Origin of the sequence: Nocardia sp. NPDC004151, from assembly GCF_042874235.1 — a bacterium.
GTDB lineage: Bacteria > Actinomycetota > Actinomycetes > Mycobacteriales > Mycobacteriaceae > Nocardia.
Genome location: NZ_JBIAMR010000001.1, coordinates 637,485 through 653,357, shown reverse-complemented (window position 1 = coordinate 653,357; position 15,873 = coordinate 637,485). Strand labels below are relative to the sequence as shown.

General features: G+C 66.8%; 15 protein-coding genes and 1 tRNA gene. 12 read left to right on the top strand and 4 right to left on the bottom strand.

The features are described from left to right. Positions 1–22: 22 nt before the first annotated feature. Entirely contained in the window at positions 23–973 is a 951-nt protein-coding gene (locus tag ACFYTS_RS02970) for a prephenate dehydrogenase (RefSeq protein WP_387300902.1), read from the bottom strand. Positions 974–1,031: 58 nt separating this feature from the next. Between ACFYTS_RS02970 and ACFYTS_RS02965 the strand changes: the two genes are divergently transcribed. The 5 genes from ACFYTS_RS02965 to ACFYTS_RS02945 all read left to right on the top strand — a co-directional run bounded on the left by ACFYTS_RS02965 (position 1,032) and on the right by ACFYTS_RS02945 (position 3,454). Then, a complete protein-coding gene (locus ACFYTS_RS02965) occupies positions 1,032–1,571 on the top strand; it encodes a tRNA adenosine deaminase-associated protein (protein WP_357275259.1) in 540 nt (179 codons plus the stop codon). Positions 1,572–1,597: 26 nt separating this feature from the next. Further along, complete coding sequence (locus ACFYTS_RS02960; protein WP_357275930.1) at positions 1,598–2,035, top strand: nucleoside deaminase; 438 nt, start codon at positions 1,598–1,600, stop codon at positions 2,033–2,035. 54 nt (positions 2,036–2,089) lie between these two features. After that, positions 2,090–2,177, top strand: a tRNA-Ser gene (locus tag ACFYTS_RS02955). A gap of 138 nt (positions 2,178–2,315) precedes the next feature. Next, positions 2,316–2,789, top strand: a complete 474-nt coding sequence (locus ACFYTS_RS02950) for a hypothetical protein (RefSeq protein WP_387300900.1) — start codon at positions 2,316–2,318, stop codon at positions 2,787–2,789. Between the two features lie 143 nt (positions 2,790–2,932). Continuing rightward, positions 2,933–3,454 (top strand): hypothetical protein, encoded by a 522-nt coding sequence (locus tag ACFYTS_RS02945; protein WP_387300898.1) that lies wholly within the window; start codon positions 2,933–2,935, stop codon positions 3,452–3,454. A 114-nt stretch (positions 3,455–3,568) separates the two neighbouring features. Here ACFYTS_RS02945 and ACFYTS_RS02940 read toward each other — a convergent pair whose 3' ends face one another. Continuing rightward, on the bottom strand, positions 3,569–4,135 hold the full coding sequence (locus ACFYTS_RS02940) for a TetR/AcrR family transcriptional regulator (protein WP_357275267.1): 567 nt from the start codon (positions 4,133–4,135) through the stop codon (positions 3,569–3,571). An 89-nt stretch (positions 4,136–4,224) separates the two neighbouring features. Between ACFYTS_RS02940 and ACFYTS_RS02935 the strand changes: the two genes are divergently transcribed. Beyond that, positions 4,225–5,334 (top strand): FAD-dependent monooxygenase, encoded by a 1,110-nt coding sequence (locus ACFYTS_RS02935; RefSeq protein WP_387300895.1) that lies wholly within the window; start codon positions 4,225–4,227, stop codon positions 5,332–5,334. Between the two features lie 71 nt (positions 5,335–5,405). Here ACFYTS_RS02935 and ACFYTS_RS02930 read toward each other — a convergent pair whose 3' ends face one another. Beyond that, on the bottom strand, positions 5,406–7,733 hold the full coding sequence (locus ACFYTS_RS02930) for an MMPL family transporter (RefSeq protein WP_387300893.1): 2,328 nt from the start codon (positions 7,731–7,733) through the stop codon (positions 5,406–5,408). 217 nt (positions 7,734–7,950) lie between these two features. On the opposite strand from ACFYTS_RS02930, the gene ACFYTS_RS02925 reads away from it, so the two are divergent. The 5 genes from ACFYTS_RS02925 to tgt all read left to right on the top strand — a co-directional run bounded on the left by ACFYTS_RS02925 (position 7,951) and on the right by tgt (position 14,351). Next, positions 7,951–8,538: a TetR/AcrR family transcriptional regulator gene (locus ACFYTS_RS02925; RefSeq protein ID WP_357275272.1), complete on the top strand. Its 588-nt coding sequence runs from the start codon at positions 7,951–7,953 to the stop codon at positions 8,536–8,538. Between the two features lie 36 nt (positions 8,539–8,574). Continuing rightward, complete coding sequence (locus ACFYTS_RS02920) at positions 8,575–9,114, top strand: Rrf2 family transcriptional regulator (protein ID WP_357275274.1); 540 nt, start codon at positions 8,575–8,577, stop codon at positions 9,112–9,114. A gap of 189 nt (positions 9,115–9,303) precedes the next feature. Then, positions 9,304–11,037: an ABC transporter ATP-binding protein gene (locus ACFYTS_RS02915; protein WP_387300891.1), complete on the top strand. Its 1,734-nt coding sequence runs from the start codon at positions 9,304–9,306 to the stop codon at positions 11,035–11,037. Beyond that, positions 11,034–12,998 (top strand): ABC transporter ATP-binding protein, encoded by a 1,965-nt coding sequence (locus tag ACFYTS_RS02910; RefSeq protein ID WP_387300889.1) that lies wholly within the window; start codon positions 11,034–11,036, stop codon positions 12,996–12,998. Before ACFYTS_RS02915 ends, ACFYTS_RS02910 begins: the two co-directional genes overlap by 4 nt. A 102-nt stretch (positions 12,999–13,100) precedes the next feature. Then, positions 13,101–14,351, top strand: coding sequence for a tRNA guanosine(34) transglycosylase Tgt (gene tgt, locus ACFYTS_RS02905; protein WP_387300887.1), 1,251 nt, complete (start codon positions 13,101–13,103; stop codon positions 14,349–14,351). Between the two features lie 42 nt (positions 14,352–14,393). Here tgt and ACFYTS_RS02900 read toward each other — a convergent pair whose 3' ends face one another. Further along, positions 14,394–15,164: a queuosine precursor transporter gene (locus ACFYTS_RS02900; RefSeq protein ID WP_387300885.1), complete on the bottom strand. Its 771-nt coding sequence runs from the start codon at positions 15,162–15,164 to the stop codon at positions 14,394–14,396. A 64-nt stretch (positions 15,165–15,228) separates the two neighbouring features. Between ACFYTS_RS02900 and ACFYTS_RS02895 the strand changes: the two genes are divergently transcribed. Next, positions 15,229–15,789: a DUF4190 domain-containing protein gene (locus tag ACFYTS_RS02895; protein WP_387300883.1), complete on the top strand. Its 561-nt coding sequence runs from the start codon at positions 15,229–15,231 to the stop codon at positions 15,787–15,789. Positions 15,790–15,873 lie beyond the last annotated feature (84 nt).

Here is a 15,873-nt window from a genome sequence, read left to right as displayed (position 1 = left end):
TCCAGGATGTGCCACTCGGCGATCAGTCGAGGGAGGTGAGGACGCCGCCTGAGCGGCCGGCGTCGATGAGTTTGGTCAGCCAGTTGCGTTCGCCGGGGGTGATGTCGGTGATCGGCCAGCGTTCGTTGTCGTCGTAGTCGGTGCGGGCGTCGTGACCGGCCTCGGTCAGTTCGGTGATGGTGCCGTTGGCGCGCAGGCTGTCGCGGGCCTGGGTGAGCACCTCGAGGGTGTCGTCGAGGACGTCCAGCAGGGCGGCGGCATTGGGTTCGCAGATCGCGCGGACCAGTTCGGGGGAGGTGGCGGCGACGCGGGTGCCGTCGCGGAAGGAGCCCGCCGCGAGACCGAGCGCCAGCGGGCCGCCGTTGGCGCCTTCGATGGCGAGCGCCTCGGCGAGCACGTGGGGTAGGTGCGAGATGCGGGCGACCGCGCGGTCGTGCTCCACCGCCAGCACCGGGACCACCACCGCGCCGCAGTCCAGGGCGAGCTGGGCGACACGCCGGAAGTTGTCGGCGTGCACGCCCGGGTCCACGCTGACCGCCCAGGCGGCGTTCTTGAACAGGTCGGGAGTGGATGCGGCCCAACCGGATTCGCTGGTCCCGGCCATCGGGTGACCGCCCACGTAGCGGGCGCTCAGTTCGTGGCGTTGCACGGCGGCCGCGACCGGGGCCTTCACGCTCACCACGTCGGTGAGCACGCAGTCGGGTGCGAAGGTCTTCACATCGGAGAGCACCGCGTCGATGGCGGGCATGGGCACGCCGACCACGATCAGCGCGTCGCGTCCGGCGGCGCGCGACAGCACCGCCTCCACATCGCTGATCACGTCGTAGCCGTCCATCCGGGCGGCCTTGGCGCCGACCTCGGACCGGTTGTAGCCGAAGGCCTCGTAGCCCCCGGCGGCGGCGGCCCGCAGGACCGAACCGCCGATCAAACCGGTACCCAGGACGCAGACAGCTGGTTTCGAAGTGCCCGTCATGCGATCAGATTCGCATACGACTTCAACATTTCCCCCGAAGCGGACTACCGTTGCGCGCATGGCAGCACAACGCTCGAGCACGAACAGGGCGGCGTCGGACGACTTCGACGACGTGGAAGGGTTCGCGGTGGCCGTTGTCCGTGAGGAAGCCAACTGGAAGGTGACGCCGCTGAGCGACGCGTCCCTGTCCAGTCTGTCCGCGGCCGAGCACGAGTTGCGCGCGCTGCGAAGTTCCGGCGCGGTGTTCGGCCTGCTCGACGTCGACGACGAGTTCTTCATCATTCTGCGCCCGGGCCCCACCGGCAGCCGCATCCTGCTGTCGGATGCCACGGCCGCCATCGACTACGACATCGCGGCCGATGTGCTGGAGGAGCTCAATATCGAGATCCCCGACATCGACCCCGACGAGCTCGACGACGTCGAACCGTGGGAGGAGGGCGACCTCGGCGTGCTGTCCGATCTCGGCCTGCCCGAGCCGGTGCTGTCGGTCATCCTGGCCGAGACCGACCTGTACCCCGACGAGCAGCTCGGCATGATCGCCCAGCGTCTCGGCTTCGCCAACGAGTTCTCGGCGGTCCTGGACAAGCTCCCGCGTTGACCGGCTCGCTCGCCTCCGACGAGGCGATGATGCGGGCCGCCATCGCCGCCGCCGCCGCGGCCGATCCGCGCGACGTTCCCGTCGGCGCGGTCGTCTTCGACGCCGACGGCCGTGAACTCGCGCGCGCCGCCAACGCCCGGGAAGCCCTGGGCGATCCCACCGCCCACGCCGAAGTCCTCGCCCTGCGCGCCGCCGCCCGGGTCCACGGCGACGGCTGGCGCCTCGAGGGCGCCACCCTCGCCGTCACCCTCGAGCCCTGCACCATGTGCGCCGGCGCCCTGGTCCTCTCCCGCGTCTCCCGCGTCGTCTTCGGCGCCTGGGAGCCCAAGACCGGTGCCGTCGGTTCCCTCTGGGACGTGGTCCGTGACCGACGTCTCAATCACCGCCCCCAGGTCCGCGCCGGCGTCCTCGAACCCGAATGCGCCGCTCTCCTGGACTCTTTCTTCCGATCCCACCGCCCCTAGCCCCCTCTCCAGCCGATTTCGGTTTCCGCACGGTCCTCCTGTAAAGTCACCACCGGTGGCGTGTCCGAGCGGCCTAAGGAGCACGCCTCGAAAGCGTGTGAGGGGTAACCCCCCTCCGAGGGTTCAAATCCCTCCGCCACCGCTGAGGAGCCCCTCACCTGTTCACACAGGTGAGGGGCTTCTTCTATTTATCCGGGCGAAAAGGTTTGTTTAAGCCTTGGCTCGCAGGATTGCTTGCAACGCAGAACTTTCCGTGCGAACGAGTAGCCTGGAGGCTTCGATGTCCTACCCGCACAATCAGCCTGGCCAGGCCTACTGGTACCCCGCGCAGCACGTGCCGCCTCGGGTGGACAGCGCTGCCGGGGTTCTCGCGGGGGTTGCGGCCCTCGGGTTCGGGGTGCTCACCGCGTTGGGAAGTGCTGCGCAGTACCACCTGTGGTGGAGCTACTCGGATGAGATGCGGAAGCTCATGGGTGTGCTGCCGTCGATGGTGTGCGGGCCGATCGCTGCCTTGCTACTGATCCCCGGCGGCATCTTGCTGCTGCGTCGCACGGCGGTAGGCCGAGTCCTGGTCATTCTCGGCTTCGTTCCGCTCTTCGCCGAACAGGTGCTCGAGTGGCAGCGGCATGTGCCCGCGAGCCCTTTCGTACTGGCCTGGTCTCTCGGCTTCATGGCCCTCTATCTAGGTGTGGCCATCCTCGCCTCCCTGCCCTCCGTCACCCGCTGGATCAACGCCCGCGAAATGAATAGGTGATTCAATCTGTCGGCGTCTTTCGCGTGCCTGTAATTGCACTATGCTGCAGGCGATTTCGTGCGATGACGGTTGAATAGGGCCGTCCGATTTTGTCGGTGGGCTGCAGTAGCTTCGTGCATGGACGTCGATCGTTGGGGCGTCGAATGAGCGAAGGGGTCGGTATGAAGAACACTCGAATTCGTTGGGCGGGGATAGGAACAGCCGGATTCGTGACCTTGGGGGTGGCAACGGTTGTCGCGGCCACGACCGCATCCGCGCAGATGAGCGTTTCGCAGTCGTCGGCGTACTGTGTCGGTTCCACTTATACGATTACGTTGCCTGTCGCGGACCAGACCGCACTGCTGAATCGGGCTCCCAGTGGGTACCACGAGTTCATCTTCAGTGACGTATCGTCGGCCGGCGGCAATGCCAGGACTTTCGCCGTCGCACAGATGGTCACGGGTCAGGATCTGACCGTTCAATGGAAGCCGGATGTGGCCCAGTCGACGAACATCTATGCGGGCGCGTGGGATTCGGCCACGAATACCGGTGGCGGCCTCGAATTGCTGGGTCCCATCGATGTTGTTCAGGGTGGACCGAGCTGCCCGGCGCCGCCCGCCACCGGAACGGGCAGTGCGAGCTCGATCCCGGTGATCGGTGGCTTGCTGAAGCTGCTCGGACTCTGAACCGATATCTGGAAGAGCCGATTCCATTCCGGGTGTCGGCGGCCTGCTGAAGGCCCTCGGACTCTGATCGAAGGAGTAGCCCCGCGCTGGGAAACCGGTGCGGGGCTTTTCTTTTCAGGGGCGGAGGCCGTCGAGGAGGAGGTCGAGGACTCGGTTGACGGCGGTGGGGTAGGGCTCGTCGGGGGTGGCGTAGATCTGGAGGGTCATCAGCCGGCCGATGTCGGCGGGGGTGACGTCGGGGCGGAGGGTGCCGTCGGCGTGGGCTCGGGTGGTCAGGTTGTCGATGCGGTCGGTGATGGTGGCGCGGACTTCGGTGAGGGTGGGGTCGGCCTTGATGTCGGCGTGGAGGGTGGGTTCGATGGCGGCGGCGAGGGCGCCGAGGCGGAGTTCGGCGCAGGTTCGGAGGAGGCGGGTGAGGGCTTCGAAGGGGGTGGGGGCTTCGCGTTCGGCGGTGGCGGCCAGGTCGGAGAGGGCCGAGAGGTAGGAGTGGGCGGCGGCGGTGATGAGGGCGCCGCGGTCGGGGAAGCGCCGGTAGAGGGTGCCGACGCCGACGCCGGCGGCGTCGGCGATGTCCTTCATGGAGACATTGGCGCCCTGCTCCCGGAAGACGAGCTGGGCGGCGGCCAGGATCTGGTCGCGGTTGTTGCGGGCATCGGACCTGAGCTCGGCCGTTGTCCTCACCTCCGGCAATAAGTGGACGAAATTCTTCCGGTTACTGTACCGTCTGAAAAGTGGACGAAAATCGTCCACTTTGGCTGGAGGTGATGACGATGAGCAAGGCCGTGCTGATCTCCGGGGCGGGGATCGCGGGGGCGACGCTGGCGTATTGGCTGGGGCGCAGCGGGTTCGATGTGACTGTGGTCGAGCGGGCGCGCGGGCAGCGGTCGAGCGGCAACCCGATCGATGTGAAGGGGCCGGCGGTCGAGGTGGTCGAGGCCATGGGGGTGATGCCCGCGCTGCGGGCGGCGGCGTCGGCCGTGGATCGGATGAGCTTCGTGGACGAGACCGGCAGGAAGCGGTCGGGGTTGCGGCTCAGCGCTTTTCAGGGCGGTGCGGGGGACCGGGAGGTGGAGGTCGCTCGGGCGGACCTGGCCGGGGTCCTGCTCGATGCGGCTCGCGACAAGGCCGAAGTCCGCTGGGGAGAGTCGATTTCGGCGATCACGCAGGATGCGGGCGGGGTGGACGTCCACTTCCGGAGCGGCGGCACCGGCCGCTACGACTACGTGATCGGAGCCGACGGACTGCATTCGAACGTCCGGCGGCTGGTCTTCGGCGACGAGGCCGGATTCCTCCGCCACCTGGGCATGTACGCCGCCACCCTGCCCGTCGACCGGGTCTTCGACGACGAACGTGAAGTGGTCATGTTCAACCGGCCGGGCCGCGCGATCACCGTCCACCCGTCCAGGGGGAAAGCCGTGGCCGCCTTCATGTTCCGGCAGTCCGCTGTTCCCGGCTTCGACCACCGTGACCTCGCGCAACACAAACGCCTGGTCGCCGCGGCCTTCACCGGCCGTACCGGCATCTTCACCGATCTCCTCGACCGCCTCCAGGCCGCCGACGACATCTACTTCGACTCGGTGAGCCGAATCAGTCTGCCGCACTGGTCGATCGGCCGCGTCGCCCTGCTCGGCGACGCCGGATCCTCGCTCTCCCTGTTCGGCGACGGCACCACCCTCGCCATCGCGGGTGCGCACACCCTGGCCGAGGAACTCACCCGCACACCCGATGACCCCCGGCACGCTCTGGTGGCCTACGAGCGCCGCCACCGCGAGCTCGTCGAACCGAGGCAGCGCGGCTTCCGCGCGGCCGCCGCCCTCATGGTTCCCGGCACCGCCGCCGGTATCGCGCTCCGCAACGCTGCCGTCCGCTTCCTGCGCTGACGAACCAGGCGCGCAAACGAACTCGGCCCCCACCCGGAATCCGGGTGGGGGCCGAGCGTGCGACGCGTCGATCAGCCGATCGTGGCGTGTTCCTTCGTCTCGGCGGGGACGGTGGACTGCTTCAGCTCGGTGAGCTTGGCGCCTTCCACGTCGATGTCGGGGAGGATGCGGTCCAGCCACTTGGGGATCCACCACGCCGAGTCGCCCAGCAGGGCGAGCAGCGACGGGATGAGCACCATGCGGACGATGAAGGCGTCGAAGAAGACGCCCGCCGCCATGGCGAAGCCCATGGACTTGGCCACCACGTTGTCCTGCAGCATGAATGCGCTGAAGACCGAGATCATGATGATGGCGGCGGAGGTCACGACGCGGGCGCCGTGGTGGTAGCCGCTGATCATGGCTTCCTTGGCGGACTTGCCGTGCACGTATTCCTCACGCATGCGGGTCACCAGGAACACCTGGTAGTCCATGGCGAGACCGAATACCAAGCCGATCAACATGATCGGCAGGAAGCTGACCAGCGGGTGCGGTTCGACCAGGCCGAACTTGCCGTCCTGGAAGATGAGCACGGTCGCGCCGAAGGTGGCCGCCATGGAGAGCAGGAAGCCGAGCGCGGCGGTCAGCGGCACCAGGATGGAGCGGAACACCAAGAGCAGCAGGATGAATGCCGCGCCCGCCACGATCGCCAGATACGGGATGATCTTGACCAGCAGCGCCTGCGAGACGTCCGCGAAGATGGCGGTCGTACCGGTGATGCCGTACTCCATGCCGTACTGAGCCTTCAGCTCCGACTCGGCATTGCGTGCGTCCTTGACCAGGTCCTTGGTCTCTTTGTTGTTCGGTCCGGCGTGCGGGACGCCCATGAACATGGCGGCCTGCCCGTCCTGGCTGTGCTGGGCCACCGTCAGGTAGTCCATGCCCGGGTAGTGGGCCAGCTTGTCGCGCAACGCGTTCAGCGCCTCGGTGCGCTGGTTCTCCGGGGTCTTGCTGAGGTCGACCGCCACCATCAGGGTGCCGTTCGAGCCTTCGCCGAAGCCCTCGGTCTGCAGGTCGTACGCCTTGCGGATGGTGGTGTCGTGCGGCATCGAGTCGCCGCCGGGCAGACCCAGCTGCAGGTTCACCGCGGGGGCGGCGAGCAGGCCGAGCAGCACCACGGAGATGCCGAGGGTCAGCGCGGGCGCCTTGCCGATGAGGCGGGCGAAACGCTGGCCGTTGGTGACCGACGTGTCGTCCTCGGGATCGTGCTGGGCGACCAGCGGCAGCTTCGGCTTGAACAGGAAGCGGCCGAACGCGCCCATGAGCGCGGGCATCAGGGTGACGGCCACCAGCACCGCCATGGCCGCGGAGACCGCGCCGAAGATACCCATCGAGGTGAGGAAGCTGACCCGGACGAAGGTGAGACCCGCCAGCGCGATGATGACGGTCAGACCGGCGAAGATGACGGCCGAGCCCGCGGTGCCGACCGCGGTGCCCGCGGCCTCCTCCGGCGAATTCGACACGGCCAGTTCGTGTTTGTACCGGGAGACGATGAACATGGCGTAGTCGATGGACAGCGCCAGGCCGATCATCGAGGCCAGGATCGGGGTGAAGGTCGGCACGGTCAGCCAGTGGGTGCCGAACATGATGACGGAGATGGCGGTGCCGACACCGACCAGCGCGGTGAGGATCGGCACGAAGGCCGCCACGATCGCGCCGAACGCGATCACCATGACCACCAGGGCCACCGCGATGCCGATCATCTCCGAGGCGCCGCTGGAGCCGCCCGGATCCTGGGTGATGGAACCGATGAGTTCGACCTGCAGGCCGGCCGCGCGCGCGTCGTCACCGACCTTGTAGGCGGCTTCACGGTCCGCCGCGGTGAGGTCGGAGTACTTCGGGATCGTGTACTTGACCTGCATGGTCGCGACCGAGTCCGGGTGCTCCTCGTTCAGCACGTTCAGCGGTGCGCTCGAGCAGTTCGCGGCGAAGGCCGGGTTGGAGCGGTCGGCGGCGAGGCAGTCGATTCCAGCGCGCTCACCGATCTTCTTGGTGATGTCGACCGGGTTCATCAGCGGCGCGGTCTTGTCGATGATGTTGAGTTCACCGAGCTTGGTGACGAAGGCCTGCAGCGCGGCCGCGTTGCCGGGATCGGTCAGCTTCTGACCGTTCGGCGCGGCGATCACGTAGGTGCCGTTGACGGCATTCTGGTCGAAGCCGGCGGAGGCGCCCGGGAAATGCTCGTCGAGGATCTTGGTGGCCCGCTCGGATGGCAGGTCCGGCATGGTGAAGGAGTCCTGGAACGGCTTGGCCAGGGAGCCGCCGACACCGCCGATCACGAACAACGCGGCGATCCACGCCGCGATGACGATCCATTTACGGCGGAAGGCGAACTTTCCCCACCGATAGAGGTATACGGACACGAGGAGTCTCCTGGGCGATGGTTTGTGCGGGCTGAACAGGGGTGCTGGTGTGCGAGCGCGTAGACAACACTGCCGCCGGGAGCTACCGCTCCCCGCCTTCACGAAACGAAATCTGCCTACCGTGCGGTAGGTAGACTACCGAGGAGCTAAGTGGAGGAACAACCTCGACTCCAGGTGGCGTTGATCGCATTTCGAGCACGAGTGAGAGGATGAGTGCATGGGTGGCCAGAACGGTTCCGGGACCGTTGTCGCAGGTAGAAGCACTAAAGAGGCGATCCGCGACGCCGCTCTGCAGTTATTCGCCAGCAAAGGGTTCGACCACAGCAGTTTGCGCGAGGTCGCCGATGCGGTGGGAATCACAAAAGCCTCGCTCTACTATCACTATGCCTCGAAGGTCGATCTGCTGGTAGCGATCATCGAGCCGATGTTCGACGAAGTGCGGGATCAGGTCGCGAGCCTCGACAACCTGCCCGCAACTCCCGACAACGTCCGAGCGGTGATTCGCGAGCGCCTGCACTCCACCCTGGCCAACCGTCAGGTGGGCGCGCTGTGCATGCGCGACACGGTCGCCATCGTCAACGCGCTCGGCAATCGCTACCCCGACATGATCGAGTTGCATCACCGCATGTGCCGGTGGATGGCGGGACCCGATCCGGACGCCGACACCCTCTTGCGGGCCGCCGCGGCCATGCAGGTGCTCAGCACCGCGATGATGACCCAGGAGATCGTCCCGGACATGGATGTCGACCACGTCGAGACGACCTTGCTGAATGCCGCACTCGGTGTGCTGTATCCAGCGCGATAGGGTTTTCACACCACCGGTCCGATTTCAGGAGTTTCCGTGCACATCACCGCGAAGGTCGATTACGCGGTGCGCACCCTCGTCGAAATCGCGAAGGGGCAACCGGATTCGGTGAAGGCCGACGCGATCGTCGCCGCCCAGGACATTCCGCCGAAGGTGCTGGAGTCGGTGGTCGCGGATCTGCGCAAGGGCGATCTGGTGATCAGCCGCCGCGGTCCGGACGGTGGTTACCGGCTGGCCCGCCCGGCCGCCGAGATCAGCATCGCGAATGTGATCCGCGCCGTGGAAGGCCCGCTGGCCTCGGTGCGCGGGCAACGGCCGGAGGACGTCAGCTATACCGGCGCGGCCGAACCGCTGCAGCGGGTCTGGATCGGGCTACGTGTGAACATTCGTTCCGTGCTCGAGCGCGTCACCATCGCCGACATCGCCCACGACTTGCTGCCGTCCTTCCTGGACGAACTGCTGCACGACCCCGACGCCTGGACCCGCCGCCCTCGCTCGGCCGCAGGATCAGTGGCCGGCGCGCATGCTGAGCCCACCTCGGGCGAATGGCGTGACCTGGATCACCCCGATATCTAGGCAGAAGCCGCGGATGTTCGCGGCCGTCCCGATTCTGGACCGACGGAGCGGGGGAGCGAAGCGGAGGAGCGGAGGAGGGAAGAATCGGGACCAGGGGCCGCGAACCCGCCCCGGAGCGCAGCGGAGGGGCAATCAGACACAGAAAAGGTCGCGGCGAGCGTTCGAGGATGGCGGTAGCCTGCCAGCATCATGTTGATCCGACTTCTACGCACCTCCATGCGGCCCTACCGCAATCAGTTGGCGGGGGTCGTCGTGCTCCAGCTGATCTCGGTCATCGCCATGCTGTATCTGCCCACCTTGAACGCCGACATCATCGACCAGGGTGTCACCAAGGGCGATATCGGCTATATCTGGTCCACCGGCGGCTGGATGCTGCTGGTGACCGCCATCCAGATCATCGCCCAGGCCGCCTCGGTCTATCTGGGCGCCCAGGCCGCCATGGGCGCGGGCCGCGATATGCGCGCGGCCCTGCTGCACCGGGTGGGCACTTTCTCCGCCCGGGAGGTCGGCGTGTTCGGCGCGCCGTCGCTGATCACCCGCAATACCAATGACATCGGCCAGGTGCAGCTGCTGGTGCTGATGAGCGCGACCATCCTGGTGATGGCCCCGATCATGTGCATCGGCGGCATCTTCATGGCCTTGCGCGAGAGCATGCAGCTGTCGTGGCTGCTGTTGATCGCGGTGCCCGCGCTGGCGCTGTCGATGGGCTTCATCATCACCCGCATGGTGCCCGGCTTCCGGCGCATGCAGGACCGCATCGACGCGGTGAACCGGGTGCTGCGCGAGCAGATCACCGGTATCCGCGTGGTGCGGGCGTTCGTGCGGGAACGTCAGGAGACCTGGCGCTTCGGTGTCGCGAACAGCGAGCTGACCGAGCAGTCGCTCTATGTCGGTAAGTACATGGCGCTGATGTTCCCGATGGTCATGCTGATCTCGAACGTCACCACGGTCGGCGTCATCTGGTTCGGCGGCCATTCGATCGACAACGGGGACATGCAGATCGGCACGCTCACCGCGATGCTGGCCTACATCATGCAGATCCTGATGGCGGTCATGATGGCCTCCTTCCTGGCCATGATGGCCCCGCGCGCCGCGGTGTCGGCGGAGCGGATCAGCGCGGTGCTCGACACCGAATCCTCGGTGTCGGAACCGCAGGTGCCGCAGGCGTTCAAGGACGACCCGGGCAAGGTGGACCTGCAGTTCGCCGAGTTCAAGTTCCCGGGCGCGGAGAAGCCGGTGCTGAAAGCCATTCGCTTCCAGACGAAGCCGGGCACCACCACCGCGATCGTCGGCGCGACCGGCGCGGGCAAGACCACGCTGATCAACCTGATCCCGCGGCTCATCGACGTCACCGACGGCGCGGTCCACGTGGGCGGCACCGACGTCCGTGAGCTGGCGCTGGAGACGCTGCGCACCGAGATCGGCCTGGTCCCGCAGAAGGCGTACCTGTTCTCCGGCACCGTGGCCTCGAACCTGCGCTACGGCAAGCCGGACGCCACCGACGAGGAACTCTGGCACGCGCTGGAGATCGCGCAGGCCGCCGATTTCGTGCGGGAGATGCCGCAGCGGCTGGAAACGCCTGTGGCGCAAGGCGGTACGACCGTCTCGGGCGGTCAGCGACAGCGTCTGGCGATCGCCCGCGCGCTGGTGCGCAAGCCGCGCGTCTACCTGTTCGACGACTGCTTCTCCGCCCTGGACGTCGCCACCGACATGCGGGTGCGCGAGGCCCTGAAGCCGGAGACCGCGAACGCGTCGGTCATCATTGTGGCGCAACGGATCTCGACCATCCGTGACGCCGACCAGATCGTGGTGCTGGAGGACGGCGCGATGGCCGGCATCGGCACCCACGACCAGTTGCTGCTCGACTGCAACGAATACCGCGAGATCGTGGAATCGCAGTTCAGCGCGGAGGAGGTGCGATGAGGCCCGGAGCCCCCAATCCCGGTGCGCCGGACGCGAAGGCGAAATCCTTCGGACCGTCGCTGAAGCGCCTACTGCGCCTGCTCGCGCCGGATCGGGCCTATCTGATCGTGGTGTTCGTGCTGGCGGTCGGCTCGGTGGTGCTCAACACCCTGGGTCCGCAGATCCTCGGCAAGGCCACCAACCTCATCTTCGACGGCGTGGTCGGGAAGCAGCTGCCCGCCGGGCAGAGCAAGGACGAACTGGTCGAGGGCCTGCGCGCGGGCGGCAACACCACCTTCGCCGACATGCTCGCCAGCATGGACGTGATCCCCGGCACCGGAATCGATTTCACCGCCGTGGGGCAGGTGCTGGCCTGGGTGCTGGCGCTCTACATCGGTTCCGCGCTGTTCGGCTGGCTGCAGGCGCAGCTGCTGATCGTGGTGCTCAACCGCACCGTGAAGCGGATGCGCGCGCAGATCGAGGAGAAGATCCACCGGCTGCCGCTGCGCTACTTCGACTCCATGCCGCGCGGCGACGTGCTCTCGCGCGTCACCAACGACGTCGACAATGTGGCGCAGACGCTGCAGCAGACCATGTCGCAGCTGATCATCAACGTGCTGTCGGTGATCGGCATCCTGATCATGATGTTCTGGATCTCCTGGATCCTGGCCCTGATCGCGCTGCTCACCGTGCCGCTGGCGGTCATCGTGACCGCGCAGATCGCCAAGCGCTCCAAGCCGCATTTCGTGGACCAGTGGAAGTTCACCGGTGAGGTGAACGCTCAGGTCGAGGAGGCTTTCACCGGCCACGAGGTGGTCAGCGCCTTCGGTCGCGTGCGCGAGGTGGGGGAGAAGTTCGACGAGACCAACGAGAAGCTCTACAACTCCTCGTTCAAGTCGCAGTTCATCTCCGGGCTGATCATGCCCGCCATCATGTTCCTCGGGAACCTGAACTACGTGCTGATCGCCGTGGTCGGTGGCCTGCGGGTGGCGTCGGGTCAGCTGTCGCTGGGCGAGGTGCAGGCGTTCATCCAGTACTCGCGCGGTTTCACCCAGCCGCTCACCCAGATCGGTTCGATGATGAACCTGCTGCAGTCGGGTGTGGCGTCGGCGGAACGGATCTTCGAGATCCTCGACGCCGAGGAGCAGTCGCCGGACCCGGATCCGGAGGACTCGCGGCCGCTGGAGCGCGGGCGGGTCGCGTTCGAGGACGTGTCCTTCCGCTACGAGCCGGAGACCCCGGTCATCGACGACCTCTCGCTGGTCGCCGAGCCCGGGCACGTGGTGGCCATCGTCGGGCCGACCGGCGCGGGCAAGACCACCCTGGTCAACCTGCTCATGCGGTTCTACGAGGTGGATTCCGGCGCCATCACCATCGACGGCGTCGACATCACCGCCATCACCCGCGACCACCTGCGTTCGCGCATGGGCATGGTGCTGCAGGACACCTGGCTGTTCGGCGGCACCATCCGCGAGAACATCGCCTACGGCAATCCGAACGCCTCCGAGGAGGATATCCTCGAGGCCGCCCGCGCCGCCTACGTGGACCGGTTCGTGCACGCGCTGCCGATGGGCTACGACACGGTCATCGACGAGGAGGGCTCCGGTGTCAGCGCCGGCGAGAAGCAGCTCATCACGATCGCCCGCGCGTTCCTGGCCAAGCCGTCCATCCTGATCCTGGACGAGGCCACCAGCTCGGTCGACACCCGGACCGAGCTGCTGGTGCAGCACGCCATGGCGGCGCTGCGCCGGGACCGCACGAGTTTCGTGATCGCGCACCGGCTTTCGACGATTCGCGACGCCGACACCATCGTGGTGATGGAGAAGGGCAAGATCGTCGAGCAGGGCACGCACGAGAAACTGCTCGCCGCCCGCGGCTTCTACCACCGGCTCTACAACGCCCAGTTCGCCGCCGCCATCACCGACGGTGAGGGCAACAATGTGGACGATCCGGAGCCGGACGCGGTCGTCCTCACCAAATGACCCTCGCTCCCATGGCCTGGCCCGCGCACGAAGGTGTGTGGGCCAGGCCACTTTCGTGGAGCGAAGAAAATCACTCGGCTGACGAAGTGAGAGGATAGCTCGGTGTCTGCTGCCTCCGAGTTCTCGTTCAAGGTCGGTGCCCGCCTGGAAGGGCGGCACGGCAGGACCGGTGTGATCAGTACGCCGCATGGCGATATTGCGACACCCGCCTTCATCCCCGTCGGCACCAAGGCCACCGTCAAGGCCGTGCTGCCGGAGACCATGAAGGAACTCGGCTCGCAGGCGCTGCTGGCCAATGCCTACCACCTCTACCTGCAGCCCGGCCCGGACATCGTGGACGAGGCCGGGGGTGTGGCGGAGTTCATGAACTGGCACGGCCCGACGTTCACCGACTCCGGCGGCTTCCAGGTCATGTCGCTCGGCGTCGGCTTCAAGAAGGTGCTGGCCATGGAATCGGTCGGCGTGCAGGACGACGACGTGATCGCCAAGGGCAAGGAGCGGCTGGCGCACGTCGACGACGACGGCGTCACCTTCCGCTCCCACCTGGACGGCTCCAAGCACCGGTTCACACCCGAGGTGTCCATGGGCATCCAGCATCAGCTGGGCGCGGACGTCATGATGGCCTTCGACGAGCTCACCACGCTCATGAACACCCGTGGCTACCAGGAGGAATCGCTGGAGCGTACGCGGCTGTGGGCCAAACGCTGCCTCGACGAGCACGGGCGGCTCACCGAGGCGCGCTCGCATCGGCCGTATCAGGCGCTGTTCGGCGTGATCCAGGGCGCGCAGTACGAGGACCTGCGCCGCAAGGCCTGTCGCGACCTCGAGGAGTTGCGGGGCGCGGCCGGAACGGGATTCGACGGCTACGGCATCGGCGGCGCGCTGGAGAAGCACAATCTGGGCACCATCGTCGGCTGGTGCTGCGACGAACTGCCCGAGGGCAAGCCCCGGCACCTGCTCGGCATCAGCGAGCCGGAGGACATCTTCACCGCGGTGGAGAACGGCGCGGACACCTTCGACTGCGTGAATCCCTCACGCGTGGCGCGCAATGCGGCGCTGTACACCGACGAGGGCCGGTTCAATATCAATACGGCCCGGTTCAAGCGCGACTTCACGCCGATCGACGAGACCTGCGACTGCTACACCTGCGCGCACTACACGCGCGCCTACATCCATCACTTGTTCAAGGCGAAGGAGATGCTCGCCTCGACGCTGTGCACCATCCACAACGAGCGGTTCACGGTGCGTCTGGTGGATCGCGTCCGCGAGAGCATCGACGGCGGCTACTTCGACGAATATCAGGCCGAGTTCCTGGGCCGCTGGCGCGGCCGCATCAAAGCCCCTGGGCAATAAGGGAATTCGACGCGGCCGCCAGCTTCGGAGGGTCGGTCCGCGTCACTCGTAGATGGCCGAGCGCTCGCGCGGGCGGTAGGAGGGTTCGCGCTTCTTGAGGAAGGCGATGCAGCGGTAGCTGATCGGCAGCACGCACGCCTCGACGAGGGTCTTCCAGATGAAGCCGACGATCACGTAGTTGACGAAGTCGCCCCAGGTGTTGATGCCGATGGCGGTCGCCGCGATCGAGCAGAACACCAGCGTGTCACCGAACTCGCCCGCGATGGTGGAGCCGAGCAGTCGCGCCCAGAGATGCTTCTCCTTGGTGCGCTCCTTGATCAGCACCAGCGTGCTGGAGTTCAGGAACTGGCCCACGAAGTAGCCGGTGATCCCGGCCAGCGCCAGCTGCGGGGTATTGCCGAGCACGTCCCCGAAGGAGGTCGGGTTCTGCTGCAGGTCACCGGTGGGCAGTTTGATGACGATCTGGAAGCAGACGATCATCAGCAGCAGCGCCGCGAACCCGTAGTAGACGGTGCGGCGGGTGGCCCGGAAGCCGTACACCTCGCTGAGGATGTCGCCGATGACGTAGGCGATCGGGAAGAGGAAGAACGCGCCGTCCATGGTGATCGGCAGGATGGTCAGCGGGCCCAGGGAGAAGTGCTGTCCGGAGAAGAATTGGACGCCCTTGGCGACGCACACGTTGGAAATCAGCAGGACAGCGGTGAAGGCCACCGCCACCGGCGTGAAATATCCCCCCGCCGCGTCCGCGAATGCGGCGTGTTGCGGCGTGGGGTGTCCAGATCGGTCGGTTTCGACCGTTTCGATATCACTCACGCTCGAAAGTATCCCCTGCCTCGACCGCGGGGTATGGATAGCTGGGGTGCCCTAGGCTGGACGAATGACGAATCCTGGCGATTCCGACGAGTGGTGGAAGCAGTACGGGGGTGAGGGCGTCGCGCCCGAGACTCCGCCCGCGGCGCCGCAGCAATCGACGCCGCCTCCGCCCGGCTACACCTCCGGGCCGCAGTATCAGCAGCCGCCGCTGACCCCGCCGCCACAGCCGGTGTATCCGAGCTATCCGCCGCCGCAGGCGAATCCGACGCCGGGCTATCCGGGCGCGGGCCAGCAGCCCACGCCGCAGCCCCCGGGCTACGGCGGCTACCCGGGCTATCAGCCCTACGGGTACGCGTCGCCGACGCAGCAGACCAGTTCGCTGGCCATCGCGTCGCTGGTGGTGTCGATCATCGGCATCCCGGCCATGTTCTTCTGCGCCTTCCTGCCGGTGGTCTCGATCGTCGGACTGGTGCTGGGCATCGTCGCGTTCAACCAGCTCAAGACGAACGGGCAGCAGGGGCGCGGCCTGGCGCTCGGCGGCATCTGGGTCGGCGCGGCCGGGACGGTGCTGGGACTGGGCGGGTTCCTGATCTTTCTCATCGCCAGCGCGACGGGCTCCAGCTGAGAGACCGGCGCGGTGCGCGAATGATGTGGCGCACCAATGACAATGGGGCGCATCCGGAGAGGATGCGCCCCATTGCGTTCAGCG

Excerpts from the sequence above, each read along its gene's own strand:
- ACFYTS_RS02970 (WP_387300902.1), bottom strand. The coding sequence starts at position 973 with ATGACGGGCACTTCGAAACCAGCTGTCTGCGTCCTGGGTACCGGTTTG.
- ACFYTS_RS02965 (WP_357275259.1), top strand. The coding sequence starts at position 1,032 with ATGGCAGCACAACGCTCGAGCACGAACAGGGCGGCGTCGGACGACTTC.
- ACFYTS_RS02960 (WP_357275930.1), top strand. The coding sequence starts at position 1,598 with ATGATGCGGGCCGCCATCGCCGCCGCCGCCGCGGCCGATCCGCGCGAC.
- ACFYTS_RS02950 (WP_387300900.1), top strand. The coding sequence starts at position 2,316 with ATGTCCTACCCGCACAATCAGCCTGGCCAGGCCTACTGGTACCCCGCG.
- ACFYTS_RS02945 (WP_387300898.1), top strand. The coding sequence starts at position 2,933 with ATGAGCGAAGGGGTCGGTATGAAGAACACTCGAATTCGTTGGGCGGGG.
- ACFYTS_RS02935 (WP_387300895.1), top strand. The coding sequence starts at position 4,225 with ATGAGCAAGGCCGTGCTGATCTCCGGGGCGGGGATCGCGGGGGCGACG.
- ACFYTS_RS02925 (WP_357275272.1), top strand. The coding sequence starts at position 7,951 with ATGGGTGGCCAGAACGGTTCCGGGACCGTTGTCGCAGGTAGAAGCACT.
- ACFYTS_RS02915 (WP_387300891.1), top strand. The coding sequence starts at position 9,304 with ATGTTGATCCGACTTCTACGCACCTCCATGCGGCCCTACCGCAATCAG.
- ACFYTS_RS02910 (WP_387300889.1), top strand. The coding sequence starts at position 11,034 with ATGAGGCCCGGAGCCCCCAATCCCGGTGCGCCGGACGCGAAGGCGAAA.
- ACFYTS_RS02895 (WP_387300883.1), top strand. The coding sequence starts at position 15,229 with ATGACGAATCCTGGCGATTCCGACGAGTGGTGGAAGCAGTACGGGGGT.